We start from the raw sequence: 24,914 nt of genomic DNA on the forward strand, positions 1-24,914 counted from the left end.
TTATGAATCAATCAGACACGCAAAAATGAATCAACAGGAGTTTTTAGAATCACTGGTTTGCCCACGCACAGGAACCCCTTTAACAATAGCCGAAGACGGTAAATCTCTCAAAAGCGAAGACGGAACTGTTTATGAAGTTGGCGACACAGGCATTGTCAACATGCTGTATCCCAAAGAATTGCTACCCGAAGATGCCCGCGAACAATACTTGTACGACCAGGCTTTCCTTCGTTACGACCGCGGCGTTTCCTGGGTTTTCGAAACCCTGAACCATTCCGACGAAGCTGCTACCCGTCGCTTTTTCATCGATCTGATGGAATTGAAACCCGGTATGAAAGCGCTCGAAGTAGGTGCAGGAACCGGTAAGGACTCTGCATTGATTCTGGATAAAGTAAGACCGGGCGGAACCGCGGTTCTTTCTGACCTTTCGCCTAACATGCTGAAACTGGCGCAGGAAAAACTCGATACCGGTGACCTGAACGTGCATTATTTCCTCGGAAATGGCTCTTACCTGCCTTTCCCGGACGATACTTTCGACGCTGTGTTCCATTTCGGCGGCATTAACACTTTCTCGGAGCGCAAACGCGCATTCGACGAGCTGACCCGCGTAGTGAAACCCGGTGGAAAAGTAGTAGTAGGCGATGAAAGCGTGGCCCCGTGGCTTCGGGACACTCCTACTTACGCTACTTTGTTGAAAGCAAACCCGCTTTTCCGTGCCGAAGTGCCGATTGAGGACGTACCCGCCAATATCGAGAACTTCAAGCTGCATTATGTGTTTGGTAATGCATTTTACATAATGGAATACCGTGTTACGGCCAAAGCACCGGAAGTGGATATCGATCTGCCGATCCCGGGCAAAGATTTCGTTGATAACTGGCGCATTCGTGCTGAAAAAGCAGTCGACTAAGCCAATTTTCAATACCAAAAATTCAACGTTCCAATGTGGGTTAAAAAAGGAGTTATTTATAAACCTGACGGCAGTCTGGCGCACAGTCAGAGCCATGCCCAGGTGCCATTTGCCTATAAACACAAGGATTTTCTGCGGATCTATTTCTCGACGAGGGATAACAGCACGCAATCGCGGCCGACGTTCATCGACGTGGATTACGATGATCCCAAAAAGATCCTTTACGTACACGACCGCCCCGTGCTCGAACTCGGTGGCCCGGGCGAATACGACGAAACCGGCGCCATGCCCGCCTGGTTTGTTGACCGTCCAAACGGCGACATCTGGCTCTACTACACCGGCTGGAACCGCACTCACAATTCTTACCGTTTATCAATGGGGCTGTCAGTAAGCCACGACGGCGGTCTGACATTCAAAAAGATGTTCCGCGGGCCCATTATGGACCGCAGCATTCAAAACCCGCTTTGGGCCGCGCAGCCTTCCGTACTCATCGACGACGATGGTACCTGGCGCATGTGGTACATTTCGGGCCACAAATGCGAGGTCATCCACGACTACCCCGAGCCTTACTACCGCGCACAGTCGGCGACTTCGAAAGACGGCATCCATTGGGAGATCAGCGACATTCCTACCTTGGATTTCGACGATTTCCTGCACGCAGTAGGCCGCCCGAGCGTATTTAAGGAAGATGGTATTTACAAAATGTACTATTCCTACCGCCACTCCCGCGACTACCGCACCGACCGCAACCAGAGCTATCGCCTGGGCTACGCCGAGTCGGCCGACGGCACGACCTGGGAACGCAAAGACCATTTGGTAGGCATCGCGAAATCCGACAACCCGGAAGATTTCGACTACGAAATGATCGATTACGCCAATTTCTACCAGCACAACGGCAAGCGTTACCTGCTTTATAATGGTAATGGCTTCGGTGCGGCGGGTTTTGGTTATGCGGTTTGGGAAGATTAATATTCTGAATCAAACTGAGGCTAGTCATAGCCTCAGCAACAATGGCGAGATAATTTTGAAGAAATCACCATTAAATGTCACAAACGTGATCGCACAATGAGTACACTTCAGGAGCAGTTCAACCGCGATGGTTATGTCCTTTTAAGAAACCAACTCGACAAGGACGTCATTAATGCAATATACACCGAAGCCCGCCAGATTTTCGCGACGCAAATTAAACGCGTAACGGGCAAAACCGTCGATATCGACGACAAGGATACCTTCGAGAACGCGATGTTCGAGTTTTTCGAAAAAGATTTCGATGGATTTGTGAGTACGGGCAAAACGGTACAGCATTCATTCTCGCTGCACCGCCTGGGCGTAGATCCGGTGATTGAAAACCTGTTGAAAGACGTAGGCCTTTCGGCGCCTATTATCGGTGCACGTGCGGCGATGCAGTTCAACAGCCGCTTTTTGTCGAAAGACGGCAGCAAGCACTGGAAACTCGACGCGCACCAGGACTGGCGTACCGGCCAGGGCTCGCTGGATAGTGCGGTGATCTGGTTCCCGATGGTAGACGCCGGCGCGGATATCGGCGCATTGCAGGTGATCCCGGGCAGCCACAAGATCGGCTTGCAGGCATCTACGACTTCCGGTTATCAGGGAGGCATTACGGTTGAGTTAAAGGATGAAGATTTTGTTCAAACGGAATTCCAGGTGGGCGACATCCTGATCTTCTCGGCATTTTTGATCCACCAGTCGGGCAACAACACCACCAACAACATCCGCTGGTCGGTGCAGCTGCGCTACAATAACCTCGACGAACCAACCTTCATCGAGCGCGGCTACCCGATGGCGTACATTTACAAGCCCGAAACCGAGCTCGTAACGCCGGATTTCCCAACCGTGGAGCAGTTGAAGGAAGTGTTCAGCTAATAAAATGAATCCGGCCGATGAAGTTTACGCAGTACTTTCTGTTCACACGGGAGCGGCCGGATCGTCAGGAAATCAAGCTGGAATGGATCGAGCACGTTTTCAACTTTCCTGAAAAGGAAGAAATCCAATCAGACGGCCGGATAAGGCGTTGGGCTAAAATTGCCGAGAACCAAAAGTATTTGCGCATCGTTCTGCTCGAAGACGGCGTTACAGTTCATAATGCATTCTTTGACAGATCATTTAAACCGGGAAACTAGCTATGGACATTCGATATTTTGAAGATACGGATACGTTGTTGCTCATTTTCAACCAGAATGAGGTTGTAGCCACTGATGATCTGAATGAGAATATGCTCGTCGATCTAGATGAAAACGGCAATCCGGTATCGATGACGATTGAACATGCAAAATCGTTCACGAATGTGCACGGCTTATCTTTCCAACAGATCAATGGCGATTCCATTAAACAACTAGTCGCCATTTAATACCATTCAATGAAACTTTCCGTTTGCGTCCCGACGTACAACCACGAGCAATACATAGACCAAATGCTGGAAGGCGCGCTGATGCAGCAGACCAGCTTTGATTTTGAAATAGTGATCGGGGACGACGCTTCGACCGACGCGACGCCGGACATTATCCGTCAATATGATGCAGAAAAGCCTGGCATAATCCGGGCTTTTTTGCATTCTGAAAACCAGGGGCCGAAAGAGCCGCGCGAGTTTGCCGGACGTAACAATGTGCTGCAACTGCTGAAAGCCTGCAAAGGCGAATATGTAGCCATGTGCGAAGGCGACGACTACTGGACCGATCCATTGAAACTCCAAAAACAGGTCGATTTCCTTGATCAGAACCCCGATTACGCCGTTTGCCATCATAATATGGAAGTCATTTATGAAGATGGATCTCCTTCGCATTTCTTCAATGCGGCTGATCAGAAGGCGGTTTCTACAATGGAAGATTTGCTGGAAGACCGATGGTTTATGGCCACGGCCAGCTGGGTTTACCGGAATCAGTTTCTAACCGAAGATTTTGCAGAATGGCATGCCAAAGCAGCTGCCGGCGACTGGGCGATCATGTTTCAGCTCGCTGCAAAAGGCAAAATCGGATACTTACCCGACGTCATGGGCGTCTACCGCAAGCATAGCGCGGGCCTGAGCAATGTACACGCGCACACGAATTTGAAATTTTTACAAAACAGAAGGGAGATGTTCGAAAACGTGGGCAAATGGCTCGACGGACGCTATAATGCGACTGTTACCCAAACCCTGCAACGTTACGATGAGCTTCTTGCCAGCCTTGAAAAAATTGGCAGTTCGAATTAATAATCTTTAATTTGTACTGTTTAACACGAAATACATTTATGAAGCTAAGCGTCGTAATACCAGCATATAACGAAGAAGAATCGATTACTCACACGCTTGTGTCGTTACACAATACATTAAATAAGTACAATATCCCCCACGAAATATGCGTCACCAACGACAATTCGAAGGATGGGACATTGCGTGTACTCGACGAGCTTTCCCTTCAAATTCCTACGCTGGTTTATTACACCAATCCCGGCCCTAACGGTTTCGGCTATGCGGTGCGCTATGGTTTGGAGCGTTTCAAAGGCGACTGTGTGGCCGTTTTCATGGCCGATATGTCCGACGATCCCGAGGACCTCGTGAAGTTTTATTACAAAATGCTGGAAGGCGATTACGACTGCGTTTTCGGCTCGCGCTGGGAAAAAGGCGGAAGGGTAATCGATTATCCTGCGTTGAAAAAGGTGATTAACCGGGTAGCGAATGCCATTGTACGCATGGTAATGGGCATTAAATACAACGATACCACCAATGCATTCAAGCTCTACAAGCGCGAAACGATCGAAGGTATCAAGCCTTTTTTAGCTCCCCACTTCAATTTAACCATTGAACTTCCCCTCAAAGCGATGGTACGCGGCTATAACTACGCCGTGGTGCCCAATAGCTGGACCAACCGGAAATTCGGCGAATCGAAGCTGAAAATCAAGGAAATGGGCAGCCGGTACTTCTTTATATTGATGTACTGCCTGATTGAAAAATACTTCTCGCGAGGCGATTTCATGAAGAAAACCGCTGCGCCTAAGAAGGAAGTCAGCCGGTAAACCTGGCAGGCCGCGCTTAGCCGGCCGCGCCTGACTAGCAGCGCCTGACCGGCGGCGCCTAGCTGGCCTGCGCTTTATTTAATCCACTCCTGGATAAATGTCATTTTGTGGGCGATGTAGGAGATCGCCAGCCCCCATACGAGCGCGCTGGCCGACATCCAGAAGAATATCGAACCCTTGGGTACACGGAATGCGACGGCCAGAATCGGCCCGAATAGCGGTGTGAACAGCGGCGGCGTCAGGAATGCAATGCCTACGATACCAAACTTGCGCCAGATATTGACGGCAATGCGGTTGGTTTTTGTGAATCTTTTTGGGGGCGATTTTCTCCGCTTCTGAATGAGGTTACGGATCGCGCCACCGAGGTAAGTGAGCACAAATACGCTGAACATCATGCCCACAGCCGAGCAAAGGGCGGTTTCAATCCAGGTCAGTTTTAGCACAACCCCCGCAATCGGCCCTCCGAAGAATTTCAATGTACTGGCAAGCGCAACAGACAGGTATTTCAAAAAGGTGGTTTTCATTTAGACTTTAACCTGTATCATTTCGGAAGCAAAACGCCTTGTGGCCTCGTTCGTCTGAACGTAATCGTCGATTGAAGGATTCCCGACAAAAGCGATTTTGGCAAGGCTCTCGACAATAACGTCTGAAATATCCAGAAAACCAATCTTGTCGTGCAGGAATGCGTCAACGGCAATTTCATTGGCCGCATTCACTATGCAAGCGGCGTTTCCGCCTTTTTCTAAGGCTTCATAAGCGATGGCCAGGTTACGGAAAGTTTCCAGGTCTGGCTTTTCGAATGTGAGCGTGGGGTAATCGATGAAATTGAACCGCGGGAAATCCGATTTCAGCCTCAGCGGGTAATTAAGGGCATATTGAATGGGCAATTTCATGTCGGGAAGGCCCATTTGCGCCTTGATACTCCCGTCTTCGAACTGCACCAGCGAATGCACGATGCTCTGCGGATGCACGATCACGTCTATTTGCGAAGCATTCAGATCAAACAACCATTTCGCTTCGATCACTTCCAGCCCTTTGTTCATCAACGTCGCCGAATCGATGGTAATCTTCGCGCCCATGCTCCAATTCGGGTGTTTGAGTGCCTGCGCCTTCGTGACGTGCGCGAGGAATGCCCGGTCTTTGCCCCGGAACGGACCGCCGGATGCGGTTAATATGATCTTTTCGATTGCATTGTCCTGCTCACCGGCCAGGCATTGAAAAATAGCCGAATGCTCCGAATCGACCGGGTAAATACTGACATTATACTGTTTTGCCAATGCGGTAATCACTTCACCGGCAACAACCAGCGTTTCCTTGTTCGCCAATGCAATGTCCTTTCCAGCTTTGATCGCATGAATGGTCGGTAAAAGGCCTGCGTAGCCCACCATGGCCGTCAGTACCACATCCACATGATCCGATTCCACAACCGAAACCAATGCCGACGCACTGCTGTACACTTTGATATTGAATGGAAAAAGGGCGGCTTTCACCCTTTCATAATGCTGCTCGTTACAAATAACAACCTCCTCCGGCTTGAATTTCACAGCCTGCTCGATCAGCAGATCCGCATTGCCGCCTGCGGTAAGCACCGATACCGAAAAATGATCCGGATGGGCCGCGATCACTTCTAGGGCCTGGGTGCCGATAGAACCGGTCGAACCTAAAATGGCTACTCTTTTTTTCATTGCATTCTCACAGTTAGGTTCGGTCAAATTTTGTTCAGCTGCGTCAGCTCGTCGGCGATCTTGCGGTCGTTGGAAAGGCGCGGTACCTTGTTCTGGCCGCCGAGCTTGCCGTTGGCGCGCATAAAGTCGATAAACGAGTTCTTGCGCAGCGGCGTAAGTTCCAGGCGGCGCAGGATGCTTCCGGTGATCAGGTCTTTGTAATAAATGTTCAGCTCGGTTAGCCTGCGGTCGAGGTCGTTCGCGAATTGCTCCATATCATTCGGCCGGGTGGCAAATTCTACCAGCCACTCGTGGTAAGGAAGTCCACCGTCGGCCGAATTTACCATTGGCGCCACTGTCAATTCCACGACTTCGGTTTCGGAATGCCTTTCCAATGCGTATTTCAATGCTTTTTCGATCTCCTCACCGATCACGTGTTCGCCAAATGCGGAAATGAAATGCTTGATACGCCCGGTCACCAACACCTTGTAAGGATCAGTAGAGACAAACTTGACGGTATCGCCCAGCGAGTATCCCCACAATCCCGCATTGTTATTGACAATCACCGCATAATTTTTCCCTACTTCCACTTCACCGATGGATAATCGGCGCGGGTTTTCATCGAAGTAGTTCTCTACCGGGATGAATTCGAAAAAAATGCCGGTATCGAGCAAAAGCAACAGGCCTTCGTCGCCTTGCTTATCCTGGTATGCCAAAAAGCCTTCGGAAGCCGGGTATAGCTCAATGGAATCGATCGGTTTGCCGATGGATTCGAACAATTTGGCGCGGTACGGCTCAAAATTGACACCTCCATAAATAAACAGCGAGAAATCGGGGAAAACGTCCTTAATCTTCTTGCCCGTCCGTTCAATAATGCGGTCGAAATACATTTGCACCCAGGGAGGAATACCCGAAATGAGCGACATGCGCTGGTCAATCGTCTCGTCTATGATTTTTTCCAGCTTCGTTTCCCAGTCTTCAATGCAGTTTGTTTCATAGCTCGGAAGTTGGTTCGAGCGCAGGTAACCCGGCACATGGTGGTTGGAAATGCCTGACAGGCGGCCTGTCAGTACCCCGCCGGTGTCTGTCAGTATCGGGCTGCCGGAGAGAAAAATTAGCTTATTATCCAGAAAATCAGCCTTTTGAGTTTCTTCAATATACGTCAAAATGGCATTGCGTGCCGAGTCGATATGATTGGAGATAGAGTCCCGGGAAATCGGGATGTATTTGGTACCGGAAGTGGTACCTGATGTTTTGGCAAAGTATAATGGCTTGCCCGGCCATAAAATATCACTTTCCCCGGATTTTATTTTCTCCACATAAGGTTTCAGGTCCTCATAATCGTGCACCGGAACGGCTTCCCGAAAATCGGAATAGCTATGAATGTCTTTGAAGAAATGGTCTTTTCCAAACTGCGTGTCGGTGGCCTTATTTACCAGCTCCGACCTCCATTTTTCCTGGACCTCAACACTTCGCGCGATCCATTCCCTTTGTTGTTTGACAATGTAACGGGCCAGCGGCCTGCTCAAAACTGATCTGATTCCCATAGTGAAAACAAATGTACGCAGGAATTACAAATTCCATGATTGTAACCCGGTTGGAAACCCGGATGGAAACCCGGTTGCAAAACCAGTTGCAAACGCCGTTTGAAAGCGCATCCCATAGCCGCTTGAAAACCCGTTTGCAACTAGTTTTACGCCCTTCGGATACCATATACCGAAATTTTTTAAATGCCTTTGTTTGTGGTTAATAATCTGTAATTTTGCCATCCTGAAATCAAAGTGGGCTAAAAGTTTTTAAAAATATATATGGGATTGTTTGATTTTTTGACGAGCGATATTGCGATTGATTTGGGTACTGCCAATACTTTGATCATCCATAAAGATACTGTTGTTGTTGATGAGCCGTCGATCATTGCTATGGATAAAACCACCGGCAAAGTGCTGGCGATCGGGCACACAGCAATGCAAATGCATGAGAAAACGAACGAGAATATAAAGACGATCCGTCCGCTGAAAGACGGGGTGATTGCCGACTTTACGGCAGCTGAAATGATGATCCGCGGGATGATCAAAATGATCGATACCGGCAGTCGTTTCTTCACTCCTTCCCATCGCATGGTCGTTTGTATTCCTTCGGGAATTACCGAAGTTGAAAAACGGGCGGTAAAGGATTCCTGCGAGCATGCAGGCGCGAAGGAAGTATATATGGTTCACGAGCCTATCGCCGCGGCGATCGGTATCGGTATCGACATTACGCAGCCTAACGGGGTGATGATCGTCGATATCGGCGGTGGAACTACGGAAATCGCGGTTATCGCATTGTCGGGTATCGTCTGCGAGCAGTCGGTACGCATTGCCGGTGACGTTTTCACACGTGATATTGTGGATTACATGCGCCGCGAGCACAACCTGCTGATCGGTGAGCGTTCTGCCGAATTGATCAAAATGGCCATCGGTTCCGCATCTCCCGAGCTGGAAGTGCCTTTGGACGACTACCAGATCCGCGGCCGTGACCTTATGACGGGTATTCCAAAGGAAATCCGCGTTACTTATAGCGAAATCGCTTATTCTCTCGATAAATCGATCTCCAAAATTGAAGAGGGCGTGATGAAAGCCCTCGAAATTTCTCCACCAGAGCTTTCTGCGGACATTTTCAAAAACGGTATTTACCTCACAGGCGGCGGCGCATTGATCCACGGCCTCGACAGACGTATCGCTCAGAAAACCAAGCTCCCCGTACACATCGCCGACGATCCGTTGAAGGCGGTTGTAAAAGGTACCGGGGAAGTCCTCAAAAACCTCGAACTATACAAGCCTGTGCTGATTTCGTAGGACATTTAACCCATGCTCCAACTCGTTGATTTCGTTGTCCGGAATCGTTTCTTTTTGGTTTTTGTGTTGCTGGAAGTGCTCAGTGTCTGGATGATCGTGCGCAACAACACCTACTGGGGAGCTACCTATTTCAATACTTCGAATTATTACGTGGCCAAAACGCTCGCATTTTCGAACTCGGTGCGGGATTATACCAAGCTCGACGAGATCAATGCCGACCTCGCGAGCGAGAATGCGCATTTGCATGCGCAGGTTGCCCGGCTGAGCCAGACCAATTCAAGTCAGTTGCCGGCGGGTTATGTACCCGATTCTGCATTCGCGGCGCGGTTTAGCTACACGGTTGCCAAAGTGGTGGACAACGAAACGAACAAGGCCAACAACGTGATTACGATCGACAAAGGCACGGCGCATGGCATCAAGCCGGGTATGGGCGTCATTTCAGCCACCGGCGTGGTGGGTAAGGTGCGGTTCTGCTCGCAGCATTACTCGGTCATTACCTCGATCCTGCATTCGAATTTCATGGTGTCGTCCAAGCTCGTGCGGAGCAAAGAAATCGGTTATGCGAAATGGGACGGAAAAGATCCTAACCTGATCGATATGATCGATGTTTCGAAGTATACCAAAGTTTACAAGGGTGACTCAGCGGTAACGTCGGACCAGAACTCGGTATTCCCGCCGAACATTATGGTCGGGAAAGTACAGAGCGTGGCCGTGAACCCGAACCAGACTTTTTACAATATCGTGCTTAAACTGGCTACCGACTTCCGGAACCTGTCATACGTGTATGTGGTACAAAATCACCAACTTGTAGAACAGGAAAACCTTAAAGCAAGAACCATAGAACTGAAAAAATGAGCTTACGCGAGGCGATACAATATTCCCTGATGATCCTGCTTTACCTGTTTTTGCAGATCTTCTTCATGCGGAATATCGTGCTGTTCAACTACGCGTTCTGTTTCATTTACATTGCGCCCATTCTGCTGCTGCCCGCAGACATGGACCGCATGTATACGTTGCTCATTGCCTTCGCAGTAGGTTTTATTGTCGATGTTTTTTCGAATACGTTCGGCATGCACGCCTCGGCGACGGTACTGATCGCCTACCTCAGGCCATTCCTGATCCATTACCAGATGAAGTCGCGCGGGGCCGAGCGCGCGGAGGTAGGCATACGTGTGCAGGGGTTCGGCCAATTTGTTTCGTACATTTTCCCGCTGATCCTGCTGCATCATTCCATGCTGTTTTTAATGGAGATGAACAACTTTGGAATGATCCTTTACACGCTGATCCGCATCGGTGCCAGCGCACTCTTCACAACCGTACTCATTATTCTGCTGGAACTCTTCTCCAAACGCTAGCATGACATTTTGACCGAACCTGCTTTTTGGCTCGAAATTTGATGTATTAACATTAAATTAACGATAGGAGGCGACACCGTTTGGGAGGCACATCACTCATCCTGGCTCTTTTTAATTTTATCGTCAAATAAGGGCAGTTAGGACGCTCCATTTACCCGTTTATCAAATTTTAATTTGTACGAATTGGAGCTGTTATTAATCTTTGTAAATTCAGCATTCCTATGTTAGTTGCCATGTCAGAAACGCTCACGACTAATGAATACACGGACGATCTTCGTTATGAAGTATTTAACCGCGAGTTCATGCCACACATTGACTCCATGTACAACTTCGCCTTCCGCCTCACCATGGACGAAGACGATGCAAACGACCTGGTTCAAGATACTTATCTGAAAGCGTTCCGTTTTATATCTTCTTTCGAGCAGGGTACGAATGCCAAAGCGTGGCTTTTCAGGATCCTCAAAAACAGCTTCATCAACGACTACCGTAAAAAAAGTAAAGAACCTTCCAAAGTTGATTATCAGGAAGTTGAAACGACCTATAATTCCGAGGAAGCATCCGATACCACTTATACCGTAGATCTCCGTGCCGATGCTGTACAGGAACTGATCGGCGATGAGGTCGCTAATGCGCTCAACGCCCTGCCTGTGGACTTCAGAACGGTCATCATTCTCTGCGATATCGAGGGTTTCACCTACGAAGAGATGGCCAAAATCCTGGACATTCCGATCGGAACGGTGAGGTCCAGATTGCACCGCGCACGTAACCTCCTGAAAGAAAAACTCAGAAGCTACGCGAGCTCAATGGGATATGATTCATAGGTTGTGAAACTTTTTTTGCAACCTCTTCGGTTATAGGGTACAACTGTACATATATTCCATTATTCTTTTTTCATTTTAACTAATGAATGCATCTTCCACGACGCCTTCTGTAACAGAAGTTGCGCAAAAACAAATGAAGCATACCTGCGAGCACCATGCTGAGTGTATGAAAATCATTCAGGCTATCCTGGATGACGAGGCGAGCGAAGCAGAGAAGGACCACTTCCGCGAAAACATGGATAAATGCATCCCTTGTATCGAGGCGTACCGCCTGGAAAAGTGCATCAAGGATTCCCTTAACATGAAAATTGTCAAGAAACCTTGCCCGGAGAGCATTCTCAATACGATTATTTCAAAAATTAACAGTTAATCTGTTCGAGTGAAAGGTAAGCTTATCATATTTTCTGCCCCTTCCGGATCCGGAAAGACCACCATTGTAAGGCATCTTTTAAATAAATACACACAGCAACTGGCATTTTCTGTCTCGGCATGTACGCGCCCGCGCCGCGAACACGAGATAGATGGCAAAGATTATTACTTCCTGACCTTACAGGACTTTCGTCAGAAAATAGCGGATCAGCAGTTTGCGGAATGGGAGGAAGTTTACGCCGGTAATTATTACGGCACACTCAAAGCAGAAATTCAGCGCCTTTGGGATGAAGGCAAACACGTACTCTTCGATGTGGACGTGAAAGGAGGACTCAAACTGAAAGAAGCATACGGCGACGCCGCACTCGGCGTATTTGTGAAAGTTACCTCCGACGAAGAAATTAAGCGCCGCCTGTCGGGCCGCGGTACCGAAACGCCCGAAACGCTTGCCACCCGTTTGGCAAAAGTGCGTTACGAGCAGAGTTTCGAACACGAGTTCGACGAGGTGCTAATCAATGATCAACTGGACGAAGCGCTTGCCAAAGCGGAACAGCTCGTCCAGGATTTCATTCAATCCTAAAATTTACTTTTTACGATGAAGATCGGCCTGTTTTTCGGATCGTTCAATCCTATTCATGTCGGTCATCTGATCATTGCCAACACCATGGCCACGACCACGGACCTCGAACAGGTCTGGTTTATCGTGAGCCCGCAAAATCCATTTAAAAAGAACAGTAGCCTGCTTCACGAATTCGACCGGTTCGACCTCGTGCAGCGGGCTATTTCTGATAACACACTACTCCGGGCGAACGACATCGAATTCCACATGCCCAAGCCGAGCTACACGATCGATACGCTCGTGCGGTTGCAGGAGAAATTCCCGCAGCATCAGTTCAAATTGATTATGGGCGAGGATAACCTGGCGCAGTTTCCGAACTGGAAGAACTATGAGAAGATACTCGAATACACCGGGTTGTACGTTTATCCCAGGCCCAATTCCAAGGCACACGCATTCGGTAACCATCCCGGTGTGCACTTTGTAGAAGCGCCTCTGCTGGATATTTCGGCCACATTTCTTCGCGCCTGCATTAAAAAAGGCCAGTCGATCCGCTACATGGTTCCCGAGCCGGTGGAGCAGCTGATCAAGATCAAGAAGTTTTACTTATAGCCGAAAGCACTGGTCCTTGCTGAAACGATGGCCTCGGTTAAAGCGGCCGGTCCTGGTAGGTAATCTCGGACAACAATCCTACCGCATTGAATTTCAAAAGCACTTTCCGTGCATTCGATTTTGCCTGCATATTTTCGCATTGCGGGCCCTTTTCCAGGTAATACACGTAAAACTTGGTATTACGCTCACCGAGCTGGTGTATATCGGGCCGACCTAGCAACTCGCCGATCGTGTCTGCAAACTTCCCTTTCAATTCTTTTTCTGCACGCTTAAAATCACCTTCCAGGCCTTTTCGCACGTCGTTGCAGCCTCCGCGATCGCCACGCCACTTTTTAAGGTCCAGGTTACCTAATTTATCGGGAGCACTCGAACAGGCCGCCGAAACGACGATGAATGCGCTCAGAAGGATTTTTATACCTAATTTCATTGTACTGATTCGTTCATTAAAACAAAGGCGAATCTAGCCATACAATGCGAGAATGTTGCAATTTGCACCTGACCATTCCTTACAACACCTGACCACATGAAACAACTCCTGACCATACTATTACTGACAATCGCCACGACGGCATTTGCGCAAAACACTACGCCGCAGCCCACCGACGGCACCGATTGCTCCAACCTGTTCTTCAAAGCATTGCTCGACGAAGATGCCAATGCGGTAACCAGTCTCATTTCAAACGATTTTACCGTCACCAATTTCAACGGCTCCACCATCGACGGCCGTGCATTGCAGCAAGCCATCAGCCAGGGTTACATCGTGGTCGACTCGGGCATGCTCACAGGCACACGCACGCGTACATACGGGGACGTGGCGGTGGTACAGGGCATCTGGAATGTGAGTGCGCGCATTCAGAACAACGGATTTAATGGCAACGTCGCGTACACGAGCGTATGCGTGCGTTCGGGCGGGAGCTGGAAGGTCACCACGGTGCAGCTGACGCCCACGCAATGACACCGAAGCCCATTAAGTACGGGCTAATTCTCGAAATATGGCCACAAAAAAAGAGAACCGGAACCAGTTCTCTTTTTCAATTATAGTCTAACATTACATTCTAAACATTCATCAGCGATTCGCGACGGCGCATTTTTCCGGCCGGGATACCGAACATCATCTTGAAGCGGCGGCAGAAATACGCGGTGTCTTTGTAACCCACATCGGAACCGATCGCGCGGATGCTTTTCTTCGACGTGCGGAGCAGATCCACAGCCTTTTCCATGCGCTGGTACTCGATATAATCCTGCGGGTTGATACCGGTCAGCATTTTGAAATATTGACCTACATAATCCTCTGAAACGTTCGCTACGTTCGCGAGCACCTTGTTCGACAGATCGCCACCCAGGTTATCTTTGATATAAGCGAAAATGTCGATCAGACGAGGATCTTTGAAATAAGTACTGTTGGTAACAAGCTGCTCTACGAACAGTTTGTTTTTCAAAATATAACGGATGATCTCGATCACCACCTCTTCGGTTTTGATCTTGATGATACGGCCTTTACCCGGCGTATCGAGCATATCTTCCGTCAGGATCTGGTTGATCGTAGCGGCGATCTGGTCGTCGCGTTTGATCAGGAACGGAGGCACGTCGAGTGACGTGAAGAAGTTAACAGTATCAAATACTTTCGCTTCGAAAGATATCAAACCGAAAGAGTTAGGCAGCTTTCCGATCAACGCCGGATCGTGGCCTGCTTCGATATAATTATCACGATTGGTCATGAACTCCTCGTTCGACACGGTTTTGGCGGATGCGCCGTTGCCGTATGTCACGGTAGCATGCTTACCTCCCGGAATGAAGAGCATATCCCCTTCCTCAACACGCTGAGGCTCGTCATGTCCGAAAGAAACTTCGCCGTCGTACAGAATGGTCAAAGAGTTCTGTACATCGTAAAAGTTTTTGATTGTGATGGGTTGTAAAATCCGGATATGACGGGCCTTCACAAATTTCACTCCCAACGACTCAATAATCTTATTATAGTCTTCCATACTTGATCTATTTAAGGGCCGTTTTGACCGATTTTTCAAATTTTGTACAAATCTAATAAATTGTACAAAACTAATACAAGTATAGTTTCACAAAAATTTAAAAAAAAGTGATATTTTAATATTATTTAAATCCAAGATTCGAATCAAAATCGACATTTATGGCAATTGCTAATTATTTAAGGAGTTCCCGGGCGATCACCAGTTTTTGGATTTCGGAGGTACCTTCATAAATCTGTGTGATTTTCGCATCGCGCATCATGCGCTCGACGTGGTATTCTTTCACATAACCGTAGCCACCGTGCACCTGGACGGCTTCTGTTGCAACCCACATCGCCACTTCGGATGCGTACAATTTTGCCATAGCCGCCGCCTGGATGTAGTCTTTCCCCTCATCCTTCAACCGCGCAGCCTTGTAAACAAGTAACCGTGCGGCCTCAATTTTCGTCGCCATTTCCGACAATTTGAACTGAATCGCCTGGTGGTCGGAGATAGGTTTGCCGAATGTCTTCCGTTCCTTGGAATATTTCAAGGACAGCTCAAAAGCGCCTGCCGCTATTCCCAATGCCTGCGCCGCAATGCCGATGCGCCCGCCATTGAGCACGTTCATCGCAAACCGGAATCCGAACCCATCCTCCCCGATCCGGTTCTGTAAAGGCACTTTCACGTCCGAAAACATTAAAGTATGTGTATCAGAGGCCCTTATACCCATTTTATCTTCCTTTCTCCCAACCGAAAACCCATCCCAGCTCTTTTCGACAATAAATACATTGATACCCTTGTGTTTCAGCTCCGGGTGCGTCTGCGCGATGACCAGGCATGCCGATGACGTATTCCCGCTTGTTATCCAGTTTTTCGTGCCGTTCAATAAATAATGGTCGCCGTTCAGTACCGCTGTCGTGTGTTGGGACGTGGCATCGGAACCGGCTTCCGGCTCCGACAGGCAGAATGCTCCGATGATTTCCCCGGATGCGAGTGGAGTCAGGTATTGCTGCTTTTGCTCGTCAGTACCATACTTTTCAAGCCCCCAGCATACCAGCGAATTATTCACCGACATGATCACGCCGGCCGACGCGTCCACCTTCGAAATTTCTTCCATCGCGATCACATATGCGAGCGTATCCATGCCCCCGCCACCGTACTCGGGCGCGACCATCATGCCCAGGAAGCCCATTTCGGCCATTTTACGAAGCAATGCAGGATCGAAATGCTGGGCAGTGTCACGCTCGATCACACCGGGCAACAACTCGGTTTGTGTGAAATCGCGCGCAGCGGCCTGTACGGCCAGGTGCTCTTCACTGAGGTTGAAATCCATTCCGGAAAGGGGTTGGGAAGCTGACATAGAAGACGTTGATTTTTGAGGATGAAGATTTTCAAAAATAGGATTTACCAAAAAGGTATGCAAGCATACATTTCCTAACCGGCTAAAACTTATTATGTTTGCGCCCTGATCACGACAGATTACACATGCCCGTTCTCACCGTTTTTTACATTAAGCTCCTCATCAACCTTGCATTGACAATCGGAATTATCTGGACGATCAGCCGTTCGGATCTTTTTTCAAAATGGCAGCAGGAGAACGATAAACTGATATTCACCTTAGGCTTCGTGCTTTTCCGGCTCATTCCCTGGATCGGCATATTCCTGATCATCAACGAGGAGCCCCGCGGCGATATTCCTTTTTTCTTCTACAAAGCCGAGGGAGCGAAAGCCGGCGGTTTCGTGTACCGCGATTTCTGGTCGTACCACGCGCCGCTCTACGCCTACATTATCAGCATTCCAGTCTGGATCTGGCACAATGCGCGGGCGATCGTTCTTTTTATGGTGCTGATGGAAACCGCCATTCTCTGGCTTACCTACGACACTTACAAATCCAAAAACCCGAAAGCATTGCAGCTGGCCTCTATTTATTACATGTTGCCTGCCGCATTCATGTACATTCTCGTGGATGGCCAGGAGGAAGTATGGTTCTGGGGCGCGGCGCTGCTGATCTGGCGGTATACCATTAAAAACAGAAGCAATAACGAGGTCGGCATCGGGGTTTTGTACGCCATGACATTGCTCACGATCAAGGTCACATTCATATTCCTGCTGCCGGCGTTGCTGGTAATGGTGAAAAAACCTGTTAAAATGCTCCTCGTCATGGCGGCGATCGGCTTGCCTGCCGTCGGTTTCCTCTACTGGCAAATCGGCGACCTGTTCCTGATGCCGATCCGCCACACGGAGCAGCTCATGACGCCAAACCTGTTCTCGGTACTCCGGCCATTTGTAGAGCTGATTTTCCATGTGGATGAAAAGAAATCGACCTTAATCAACTGGTTCGGATTGTTATTTACGGTTTTCATACCCGTTTACATGGCATTCAAAGCGCGGCAGCGACATATCAGTGAAGTACTACCTGGCCTTTTCATTGCCGTTTTCGTATGCATGATGCTCTTCCAGGCCAGCGCCATGGGTGCATATGTGATCGCATACCTGATGGCTGTTCTATTTGACATTATCGACATCCGCAAAACCGCTCACGTGGTGGTATTGCTCGCATTGAACTGGCTTACTGTTGTACAGCCGTTTGTGTGGGTGTATATCAAACAGCCCGCGTACACATCGCTGGGCATGTTTGCTAATGCGTCCTACCTGTTTGAGTACGTGCTGCAAATCCTGAATGTGCTCTGCTTCCTGTGGATTCTCCGTGAAACGTTCCGCAAAGTAGTTCCGGCGCAAAACCTGGCTACGGCATGAACATAGTACTTGCCAAAACCGCCATCAGCATTGCCGCATTGTTGGTCACGGCAGCATTGCTGGTTAAAAGGGAATCTTTGACCGAATGGCTGGAAAAGAAGTCAGCGAATGCGGTTCTCGGCATCGCGTGGATTATCCTCCGGCTTCTGCCATTTATCGCGGTGTACCTCGTCGCGAATATGGAACCTACTTCCGATGTAAACGGCTTCTGGGACGAAGGCAGCAAAGCTTCGCTCGGCCAGGTCGTATACCGCGATTTCTGGTCGCCTTACTCGCCGCTTTACGCCTATTTCCTCGGCATTTGGCTCAAACTCTGGTATAGCCCGAAAATGATCGTGCTCACCATGGCGGTTATGGACGGCGTTGCATTGTTCATATCATACCATTTTTTCAGGCCATTCCAAACGCGGGGAACGGTCCTGTTCCGCTCGCTTATTTACCTGCTATTGCCCGGCTCGCTCGTGCTATGCGTGATAGGCGCGCAGGAGGATGTGTGGATGTGGCTTTTTGTGATCCTCGCGTACCTCGTACGGGAGCGCACATTGCGTGTGGAGTGGTACGCGGTCATTCTCGCCATTGGTTTGTTGATGACCAAGGCGATTTTTGTGCTGATCATGGTGCCATTGTTTTTACTGGAAAAACAAAAGGTGCGGTTCGTCATTCCCATTGCCGTTATCGGCATTATTTCCCTCGCCGTTCTGTACCCCCTCGTTGGACTGGAATTCATGCAGCCGCTGGATGAAGCCAAAACATTGCGTGCCCCGAATATTCAGTCTATACTAAATCCTTTGTTCTATAATTCGATCGGCGTGGGAGAGAAATTCTGGAATTGGATTGGGCTGGTTGCGTCGGTAGGTTTGGCCTGCATTTCCGCGTGGCGCCTCCGCAATGCCGATTTCCGGGTAATGCTTTCGAAGGTCTGGGTGGTTTTGTATGCTACGATGATGATCGTACAACAGAGCGCTTACAGCAATTATATCTTCCTCTTCCTGCTCCCGCTCGTGTTCTATGTGATTGACTGGAAGAACAAAACACAGGTTACGATTCTTTTCGTATTCAATCTGCTTTGCGTCGTGCATCCATCGTATTGGTGGCGGCTTGGCATGCCTTGCTACATGACTCCTTCTGACCCGACAGCTTCGTCTGAGCTTTTGATTGACTACATAATGCAAACGGCCATTGTGATCCTGACGGGTTACTTTATCTGGCTCGCATTCCCAAAAAAAGGAGAAGTCGTTTCAGGCCAGCATTAGTGAGGGAAATTCTGCTTTCTCTACGTTCGCATTTCTGTAACCACAAGTTTAACTTTCTTTAACGCCTTGCATTCGGCACCGGTTTTTACATTTGGAAAAACCCCAAACCGCCCCGAATGCAGCCCGTAGACCGGCATACCTTATTCGAACTGCAACTCCTGCCCGAACATAGCCGGACAGCCAGCATATTCGCTTTCTACAACCATACGGAAACGCTCGGCGGCGCGGATTATCTCAAAAGCATTATTACCAAACCGAAGGAAACGCTGAAAGACGTTATGCGTTTTCAGAAGCTGTTAAAAACGATTGCATTGCGCCCGGCGGCATGGCAGGTCAACATTGCGAAGGCTTATGCGGCGGCGGCGGAAAGCTACTATGCATTAAGCGTGGCGCATTCCATGTCGCAGGATGCGGTAAAGCATTGGTTTGATACCTGGTTATATTCGATCAGGAACAAAGGCGAATATTACCGCATTCAAAGTGGCGTGCTGGCGACGCTGCGGCTGGCAAGGGCGGTTCAATCTACTTTGGATCACCTTGCCGAAACTGCAATTCCCGATGAAGTTTCTGACGACATTGCCGAAGTCAGGAAGTTTATCTACTCTCCTATTCTGTCTGTGTTTTTGAGAAAAAACGACGGTAAGCTCTCCGACAGATCCATCTTCTACCTCGATTATTATCTGCGGATCAGTCACAGAGACGGGTTCCGGCAGATGCTCGACACCCTTTACAAGCTGGATGCTTGTCTGGCGATCGTCAAAGCCGCCAAACGCCATCAGCTTGCATTCCCGGTGTTCGATTCGCATTCCCATGGTTTTAATGCCGAGGAAGCCTGGCACCCGCTCATTACCGATGCCATCGCCAACGATCTGAGTCTGGCCGGCGATAGGCCCGTCTGCATCCTCACCGGCGCAAATACGAGCGGTAAGACGACCTTTCTCAAAACCTGCGGCATCATCGTCTACCTCGCGCATTTGGGCTGGCCTGTGCCCGCAAAATCGCTGCACCTACCGTTTACCGACCGGCTCTTCACCTCCATTCACCTCTCCGACGACCTCGACCAAGGTTTCAGCCATTTTTACAATGAAATGATGCGTATCAAACAGATTTCAGAAGCATTGAGCAATGGCGAGCAATGCTTTGTAATCGTGGATGAATTATTTCGCGGTACCAATCAGGAGGATGCATTGCATTGTTCCAAAACCGTTCTCGATGGTTTTGCGAATTTCGGCGGCTCGTACTTTCTGGTATCCACGCACCTTCATGAACTGATCACGCATTACACCAGCCATTCCAAGCTCAGCTTCTGGTGCTTCCGCACCCGCATTACCGACAATCAATTTCGAAATACATTTAAAATCGAAGAAGGCGCGGCATTTGAAAAAGTGGGCAGGCTTATCATGGATCAAACTGGCGTGACCGCATTGCTCCAAAACGCAAAAAGGCCCTCATCGGAATGAGAGCCTTTTACATATGATTAGTATTTCAAATGCATTATTCAATCACATCGAAACCGCAAAATGGTACCAATACGGCCGGTACTTTCACGGTCCCGTCGGCCTGCTGGTTGTTTTCCAGCAATGCAGCCAGAATGCGGGGCAATGCTAATGCGGAGCCGTTCAATGTGTGAAGCAGCTGCGTTTTCTTGTCGGCATTCTTGTAGCGTAGTTTCAGACGATTAGCCTGGTAGGTTTCAAAATTCGAAACCGAGCTGCATTCCAGCCAGCGCTGCTGCCCGGCCGACCATACTTCGAAATCGTAGGTCAATGCGGAAGTGAAACCCATATCGCCACCGCACAAGCGCAGAATGCGATAAGGCAATTCCAGCTTTTCGAGCAGCATTTTCACGTGCGCTACCATTTCGTCCAGCGCCTTGTAAGACTCCTCCGGCTTGTTGATCTGCACGATTTCCACTTTGTCGAACTGGTGCAAACGGTTCAACCCGCGTACGTGCGCGCCCCAGCTGCCCGCCTCCCTGCGGAAGCACGGCGTGAATGCCACGTTTTTCACCGGCAATTCGCTTTCGGCCACAATTACATCACGGTAGAGGTTGGTAACAGGCACCTCGGCAGTCGGGATCAGATAGAGATCATCGACAGTCGCGTGGTACATCTGGCCTTCCTTGTCCGGCAATTGGCCTGTCGCGAAACCTGAATCCGCATTCACGACGATCGGCGGCTGTACTTCGTTGTACCCTGCATTACCGGCCTCGCTAAGGAAGAATGCGATCATAGCGCGTTGCAAACGGGCCGCTTTCCCTTTGTATACAGGGAAACCAGCGCCGGCAATTTTGTTACCCAGTTCAAAATCGATGATCGGGGCCAGGTTACCTCCCAACTTTTTGATCAAATCCCAATGCGGCAATGCACCTTCGTGCAATGTTGGCTTGGTACCGGCTTCGAGGACGGTCACATTGTCATCGGCAGTGCGGCCCTCAGGAACGCTCTCATGCGGAAGATTTGGAAGCTTTACCAGCTCTTGCAGCAAAGTTTCCTCGAACTCCTTATGTTCTTCTTCCAATGCCTTGGAACGCTCTTTCAATACAACGGTGTCGGCTTTGGCGGCTTCTGCCTCGGCTTTCTGCCCGGCCTTCATCAACGCACCGATCTCCTTGGCTTTGTTGTTTGACGCAGCCAGCACGTCGTCTAGGTCCTGCTGGATCTGGCGGCGTTTGCCGTCGAGCTCGATAATGCGGTCTACCGCTTGTTCGGCATCCTTGAAATGTTTTTTGGTCAGACCCGCGATCGTCAGTTCGCGGTTTTCGCGGATAAAATTCGTTTGTAACATTGGCTGTCGGCTGTCGGCTCTCGTCGATCAGCTTTTTAGTATTTGAATGCTTCGATATCAGGGAGCAGTGAAAATATCCTTCATCGCGTCCTCGTAAAAGAACAGGCGCTCATTGAGGACATTCAATGCTTCCGCTTTGTATTTTGAATGGATCAGCAATGAGAGGTTATGCTCCGACGCACCGTACGAAATCATTCGTATCGGAATGTTTTTCATCGCATCCAGCACCTTCAATGCGATACCTTCTTTGTCCGCACTGAAATTACCAACAATGCAAATGATGTTCTGATCGCGGTCATGTTCTTCCAAATCAGCGAATTCACGCAATTCGGCACTGATCTGTTCCAGGTTTTCGGAGTTATCGATCGTTACCGACACCGATACTTCGGAAGTCGTGATCATATCCACCGGTGTTTTATATTTTTCGAAGATCTCAAACACTCTACGAAGGAAGCCGTAAGCATTCAGCATACGGGTCGAGTGGATGTAGATCGCCGTGATATTGTCTTTCGCGGCAATGGCTTTGATGTCGCGGTCGGAAGTCTGGGTCGCGATGAGCGTTCCGGGAGCTTCGGGCTGCATGGTGTTTTTCAAACGAACCGGTACGCCGCGCAATTTGGCAGGCGTAATGGTGCTCGGGTGCAAAATCTTCGCACCGAAGTATGCCAGCTCAGCCGCCTCTTCGAATGTCAGCTCGCGGATCGGGAAGGTACGCTTCACAATGCGCGGGTCGTTGTTATGCATCCCGTCGATATCGGTCCAGATCTGGATTTCGTCCGCACGGATCGCACCGCCGATCAATGACGCCGTGTAGTCGGAACCACCTCTTTTCAGGTTATCCACTTCTTCACGCGGGTTGCGGCAAATGAAGCCCTGGGTAACGATGGTTTGCTTGTCGGTGTACTGGTTCAAAATCGTCACCAACTTCTCCTCGATCGTCGCCAGTTCAGGCTCGCCGTCGGCGTCGATACGCATGAAATCCAATGCAGGCAGCAACACCGAGCTTTCTCCTTTTTCTTCCAGATAAGCCTGGAACATTTTGGTACTCAATATTTCACCTTCTGCAACGAGTTCTTTCTCCTGCTTGATCGTGAATGGTTTCACGCTTACCACGGATTTGATAAAACCGAATTCAGAATCCACGATCTGCTGACCAGCCGCAAGGCCTTCCGGAGTTGAATACAATTCCTTGATAAACAGATCGTAATGATTTTTCAACTCTTCAATCAGTGCCGCAGCCTTGGCGTCATCATACGATTTGGCTGCTTCTCCGATAGCGATCAGCGCATTGGTGGAGCCGGACAAAGCCGACAATACCACAATTTTACGATTAGGATCATTGTTGAGGAGTTCGCGGATTGAGTGCATACGCTCAGGCTTCCCTACCGAAGTACCGCCAAATTTCCAGACTTGCATAACTAGTTTTGAATGATTGAATTTTGAATGATTAAGTAGTAATGATTGAATGACCGAATGATTGAATGATTGAATGATTGAATATTTTTTCAGCAGTAAGTTAAGCCTTGACTTCTGTCGCTGAACAGTAACACGCCCTATTCAATCATTCAGTCATCGCACCGGCGACCCGGTCAGTCATTCAAAATTAAATTTTTAAGTCCGATCATCTTAACCGCCGTAATAGCAGCTTCGTCTCCCTTGTTACCATGTACACCTCCCGAACGATCGAGCGCCTGCTCCATGTTGTTGGGAGTCAGTACGCCGAAAATGACTGGTTTATCATATTTCAGGCTTACGTTCGTGATGCCTTGCGCCACTGCGTGGTTAATGTAATCGTTGTGTTTCGTTTCACCCTGGATTACAACGCCCAATGCAATTACCGCATCGATATCGGCGCGTTGCGCAAACCATTGCGAGCCCATCGTAAGCTCGAAGCTTCCAGGCACATTACCTCTGACGATATTCGCCGGCAACGCCCCGTAGGTAATCAGGGTTTGATAAGCTCCTTCGAAGAGCTTTTCCGTCACTTCGCTGTTCCATTCGGCCACGACGATCGCGAATTTTTTATTACTAATGTCCGGAAGTCCTTCCGTAGTGAATACACTCAGGTTTTTATCAGCGCTCGACATTGATTTTCAATGGGTTTATTTAAAAACAGGTATTATTTAAAACTGCGGATTAAATGAATAAAAAAAGGATAAAACCTCTGTCGGCTTTATCCTTTTTTAGAAACAGAATGGTTTAACCATTATTTGCCGACCTGTCCCTCTAATAATCCCATATATTTCTTCGCGTTCACCACTTCCGAGGAGAGGGGGAACTCGTCAACAACACGTTTATAGGTAGCAACCGCATCGGCAGGCTGGTTTGCTTTTTCCTGGGCAAGACCTAGCTTCATCAGATAAACGGGTGTAAAATATTCGTTTTTCTCATAATCAGCCGCTTTCTGGTAGTATGAGATCGCCTCAGCTGCCTGATTTTTTTCGAGATAAGCATCACCGATCAATGACTGCGCACGTGCGTGGATCAACAAATCGGAAGAGCTGAACGATTGCAGACGGCTGATCGCTTCGTCGTATTTTCCTTGTTTCAGCAAAGCTACACCCGCGTAAAAGCTGGCGAGGTTGCTTGCGTCAGTTCCTTTGTAATTGTCGGCGATAGACAAAAGGCCTTCGTTACCACCGGCTCCGTTCAATGCTTTTTGCAATGAATCCGCTTCAAAATCGTAAACGACACTGGCAAGTGCATTCTGGGCAGTGCCTTCCTGACCATCTATATAAAAACGGTAACCCGCGAAACCAGCAATAGCAACCACAACCGCCACCCCGATTCCAAGCACAACCTTGCGGTTTTTAAGGAAAAAAACCTCAGCTTTATTGATCTGACCCGCTAATGCCTCCGGAGATTCGATGATTTCAATCCCGGGTTCGCCCGGATTTTTCTTGCTCATATCAATTAATTCGATTTTGGAGTGCAAAGTTATGAAAAACTTATTAAGTCAAAACAAGTTAGCACACAATTCTTCAAGTTATATATTTCCCGTCAACCATTAGTGAACGAAAGGCT

The 24,914-nt window shown here is 48.9% G+C and carries 28 protein-coding genes; 18 read left to right on the forward strand and 10 right to left on the reverse strand.

Translation table 11 applies throughout. The features are described 5' to 3' along the window. Window positions 1-25 precede the first annotated feature (25 nt). The 7 genes from BLQ88_RS23550 to BLQ88_RS23580 all read left to right on the forward strand — a co-directional run bounded on the left by BLQ88_RS23550 (window position 26) and on the right by BLQ88_RS23580 (window position 4,918). Window positions 26-907, forward strand: coding sequence for a class I SAM-dependent methyltransferase (locus BLQ88_RS23550; RefSeq protein WP_090155066.1), 882 nt, complete (start codon window positions 26-28; stop codon window positions 905-907). 33 nt (window positions 908-940) lie between these two features. Then, on the forward strand, window positions 941-1,876 hold the full coding sequence (locus tag BLQ88_RS23555; protein WP_090155068.1) for a glycoside hydrolase family protein: 936 nt from the start codon (window positions 941-943) through the stop codon (window positions 1,874-1,876). A 96-nt stretch (window positions 1,877-1,972) separates the two neighbouring features. Beyond that, entirely contained in the window at window positions 1,973-2,791 is an 819-nt protein-coding gene (locus BLQ88_RS23560; RefSeq protein ID WP_090155070.1) for a phytanoyl-CoA dioxygenase family protein, read from the forward strand. Between the two features lie 17 nt (window positions 2,792-2,808). After that, window positions 2,809-3,048, forward strand: a complete 240-nt coding sequence (locus BLQ88_RS23565; protein WP_090155072.1) for a hypothetical protein — start codon at window positions 2,809-2,811, stop codon at window positions 3,046-3,048. A gap of 2 nt (window positions 3,049-3,050) precedes the next feature. After that, entirely contained in the window at window positions 3,051-3,275 is a 225-nt protein-coding gene (locus tag BLQ88_RS23570; RefSeq protein WP_090155074.1) for a DUF2283 domain-containing protein, read from the forward strand. 9 nt (window positions 3,276-3,284) lie between these two features. Beyond that, entirely contained in the window at window positions 3,285-4,115 is an 831-nt protein-coding gene (locus tag BLQ88_RS23575) for a glycosyltransferase family 2 protein (RefSeq protein WP_090155076.1), read from the forward strand. Window positions 4,116-4,153: 38 nt separating this feature from the next. Further along, window positions 4,154-4,918 carry a glycosyltransferase family 2 protein gene (locus tag BLQ88_RS23580; protein WP_090155078.1) on the forward strand — a complete coding sequence of 255 codons (765 nt, stop codon included), beginning with the start codon at window positions 4,154-4,156 and terminating at the stop codon, window positions 4,916-4,918. A 74-nt stretch (window positions 4,919-4,992) separates the two neighbouring features. Here BLQ88_RS23580 and BLQ88_RS23585 read toward each other — a convergent pair whose 3' ends face one another. The 3 genes from BLQ88_RS23585 to BLQ88_RS23595 are packed head-to-tail and all read right to left on the reverse strand — an operon-like array spanning window position 4,993 to window position 8,129. After that, window positions 4,993-5,442: a hypothetical protein gene (locus BLQ88_RS23585; RefSeq protein WP_090155080.1), complete on the reverse strand. Its 450-nt coding sequence runs from the start codon at window positions 5,440-5,442 to the stop codon at window positions 4,993-4,995. Next, window positions 5,443-6,603, reverse strand: coding sequence for a 1-deoxy-D-xylulose-5-phosphate reductoisomerase (locus BLQ88_RS23590; RefSeq protein WP_090155082.1), 1,161 nt, complete (start codon window positions 6,601-6,603; stop codon window positions 5,443-5,445). Window positions 6,604-6,626: 23 nt separating this feature from the next. Beyond that, window positions 6,627-8,129 (reverse strand): GH3 auxin-responsive promoter family protein, encoded by a 1,503-nt coding sequence (locus BLQ88_RS23595; RefSeq protein ID WP_090155084.1) that lies wholly within the window; start codon window positions 8,127-8,129, stop codon window positions 6,627-6,629. A 261-nt stretch (window positions 8,130-8,390) separates the two neighbouring features. On the opposite strand from BLQ88_RS23595, the gene BLQ88_RS23605 reads away from it, so the two are divergent. From BLQ88_RS23605 to nadD, 7 genes are all read left to right on the forward strand, one after another. Beyond that, window positions 8,391-9,416 carry a rod shape-determining protein gene (locus BLQ88_RS23605; RefSeq protein WP_015813280.1) on the forward strand — a complete coding sequence of 342 codons (1,026 nt, stop codon included), beginning with the start codon at window positions 8,391-8,393 and terminating at the stop codon, window positions 9,414-9,416. A 12-nt stretch (window positions 9,417-9,428) separates the two neighbouring features. Continuing rightward, complete coding sequence (gene mreC, locus BLQ88_RS23610; protein WP_090155087.1) at window positions 9,429-10,271, forward strand: rod shape-determining protein MreC; 843 nt, start codon at window positions 9,429-9,431, stop codon at window positions 10,269-10,271. Next, a complete protein-coding gene (locus BLQ88_RS23615) occupies window positions 10,268-10,771 on the forward strand; it encodes a hypothetical protein (protein WP_090155089.1) in 504 nt (167 codons plus the stop codon). The genes mreC and BLQ88_RS23615 overlap by 4 nt, the downstream gene beginning before the upstream one ends. Before the next feature lie 221 nt (window positions 10,772-10,992). Beyond that, window positions 10,993-11,592, forward strand: a complete 600-nt coding sequence (locus BLQ88_RS23620; protein WP_015813277.1) for a sigma-70 family RNA polymerase sigma factor — start codon at window positions 10,993-10,995, stop codon at window positions 11,590-11,592. 166 nt (window positions 11,593-11,758) lie between these two features. Then, the gene (locus BLQ88_RS23625; protein ID WP_229212819.1) at window positions 11,759-11,962 is read left to right on the forward strand and encodes a phosphohydrolase; all 204 of its coding nucleotides are present in this window, start codon (window positions 11,759-11,761) and stop codon (window positions 11,960-11,962) included. 9 nt (window positions 11,963-11,971) lie between these two features. After that, the gene (gene gmk / locus BLQ88_RS23630) at window positions 11,972-12,541 is read left to right on the forward strand and encodes a guanylate kinase (RefSeq protein ID WP_090155093.1); all 570 of its coding nucleotides are present in this window, start codon (window positions 11,972-11,974) and stop codon (window positions 12,539-12,541) included. Window positions 12,542-12,556: 15 nt separating this feature from the next. Further along, a complete protein-coding gene (gene nadD / locus BLQ88_RS23635) occupies window positions 12,557-13,129 on the forward strand; it encodes a nicotinate (nicotinamide) nucleotide adenylyltransferase (RefSeq protein WP_090155095.1) in 573 nt (190 codons plus the stop codon). Between the two features lie 37 nt (window positions 13,130-13,166). On the opposite strand, the gene BLQ88_RS23640 is transcribed toward nadD, so the two are convergent. Beyond that, window positions 13,167-13,556, reverse strand: coding sequence for a hypothetical protein (locus BLQ88_RS23640; RefSeq protein WP_090155096.1), 390 nt, complete (start codon window positions 13,554-13,556; stop codon window positions 13,167-13,169). A 96-nt stretch (window positions 13,557-13,652) separates the two neighbouring features. Between BLQ88_RS23640 and BLQ88_RS23645 the strand changes: the two genes are divergently transcribed. After that, the gene (locus tag BLQ88_RS23645) at window positions 13,653-14,084 is read left to right on the forward strand and encodes a nuclear transport factor 2 family protein (RefSeq protein ID WP_090155098.1); all 432 of its coding nucleotides are present in this window, start codon (window positions 13,653-13,655) and stop codon (window positions 14,082-14,084) included. Window positions 14,085-14,184: 100 nt separating this feature from the next. On the opposite strand, the gene BLQ88_RS23650 is transcribed toward BLQ88_RS23645, so the two are convergent. Together BLQ88_RS23650 and BLQ88_RS23655 are read right to left on the reverse strand one after the other, a co-directional pair. Then, complete coding sequence (locus BLQ88_RS23650; protein ID WP_090155101.1) at window positions 14,185-15,114, reverse strand: helix-turn-helix domain-containing protein; 930 nt, start codon at window positions 15,112-15,114, stop codon at window positions 14,185-14,187. A gap of 172 nt (window positions 15,115-15,286) precedes the next feature. Then, window positions 15,287-16,426 (reverse strand): acyl-CoA dehydrogenase, encoded by a 1,140-nt coding sequence (locus BLQ88_RS23655; RefSeq protein ID WP_090155140.1) that lies wholly within the window; start codon window positions 16,424-16,426, stop codon window positions 15,287-15,289. 152 nt (window positions 16,427-16,578) lie between these two features. On the opposite strand from BLQ88_RS23655, the gene BLQ88_RS23660 reads away from it, so the two are divergent. The 3 genes from BLQ88_RS23660 to BLQ88_RS23670 all read left to right on the forward strand — a co-directional run bounded on the left by BLQ88_RS23660 (window position 16,579) and on the right by BLQ88_RS23670 (window position 20,563). After that, window positions 16,579-17,850 carry a hypothetical protein gene (locus tag BLQ88_RS23660; protein ID WP_090155103.1) on the forward strand — a complete coding sequence of 424 codons (1,272 nt, stop codon included), beginning with the start codon at window positions 16,579-16,581 and terminating at the stop codon, window positions 17,848-17,850. Then, the gene (locus BLQ88_RS23665) at window positions 17,847-19,103 is read left to right on the forward strand and encodes a hypothetical protein (RefSeq protein WP_090155105.1); all 1,257 of its coding nucleotides are present in this window, start codon (window positions 17,847-17,849) and stop codon (window positions 19,101-19,103) included. Before BLQ88_RS23660 ends, BLQ88_RS23665 begins: the two co-directional genes overlap by 4 nt. Before the next feature lie 116 nt (window positions 19,104-19,219). Then, on the forward strand, window positions 19,220-20,563 hold the full coding sequence (locus tag BLQ88_RS23670) for a MutS-related protein (protein ID WP_090155107.1): 1,344 nt from the start codon (window positions 19,220-19,222) through the stop codon (window positions 20,561-20,563). Between the two features lie 34 nt (window positions 20,564-20,597). On the opposite strand, the gene serS is transcribed toward BLQ88_RS23670, so the two are convergent. The 4 genes from serS to BLQ88_RS23690 all read right to left on the reverse strand — a co-directional run bounded on the left by serS (window position 20,598) and on the right by BLQ88_RS23690 (window position 24,798). After that, entirely contained in the window at window positions 20,598-21,890 is a 1,293-nt protein-coding gene (gene serS, locus BLQ88_RS23675) for a serine--tRNA ligase (protein ID WP_090155109.1), read from the reverse strand. Between the two features lie 57 nt (window positions 21,891-21,947). Next, window positions 21,948-23,306: an aspartate kinase gene (locus BLQ88_RS23680; protein ID WP_015813265.1), complete on the reverse strand. Its 1,359-nt coding sequence runs from the start codon at window positions 23,304-23,306 to the stop codon at window positions 21,948-21,950. Window positions 23,307-23,479: 173 nt separating this feature from the next. Continuing rightward, window positions 23,480-23,977: a 6,7-dimethyl-8-ribityllumazine synthase gene (ribH, locus tag BLQ88_RS23685; protein WP_090155111.1), complete on the reverse strand. Its 498-nt coding sequence runs from the start codon at window positions 23,975-23,977 to the stop codon at window positions 23,480-23,482. Window positions 23,978-24,096: 119 nt separating this feature from the next. Further along, a complete protein-coding gene (locus BLQ88_RS23690; RefSeq protein ID WP_090155113.1) occupies window positions 24,097-24,798 on the reverse strand; it encodes a tetratricopeptide repeat protein in 702 nt (233 codons plus the stop codon). Window positions 24,799-24,914: the final 116 nt, after the last annotated feature.

The sequence above is a fragment of the Dyadobacter soli genome, from assembly GCF_900101885.1.
Taxonomy (GTDB): Bacteria; Bacteroidota; Bacteroidia; order Cytophagales; family Spirosomataceae; genus Dyadobacter; species Dyadobacter soli.